Here is a 264-nt window from a genome sequence, read left to right on the forward strand (position 1 = left end):
CTGGCGGTCAAGGACAACCACAAGACGCTGCGTGAAGACATCGCGTTGTTCTTCGATGATGCGATCGAACAAGGCGACCCACAGCTGCTCACTCACACCGCCGAGCCCGACAACGGCCACGGCCGACTCGACGAGCGCACCGTCTGGGCCAGCGAACAGGTGGACTGGCTCCGCCGGCGTCACCCCGATTGGATCGACCTCAGGGGCATCGTCTGCGTCGAGGGCAAACGCCTCGACTTCGCGACCGGCCGGCACAGCGTCGAG

The 264-nt window shown here is 65.5% G+C and carries 1 pseudogene; it reads left to right on the forward strand.

The features are described 5' to 3' along the window. A pseudogene (locus R0J92_RS23750) lies at positions 1 to 264 on the forward strand (hypothetical protein); the annotation flags it as partial.

The sequence above is a fragment of the Tritonibacter sp. SIMBA_163 genome, from assembly GCF_046535935.1.
GTDB lineage: Bacteria > Pseudomonadota > Alphaproteobacteria > Rhodobacterales > Rhodobacteraceae > Epibacterium > Epibacterium scottomollicae.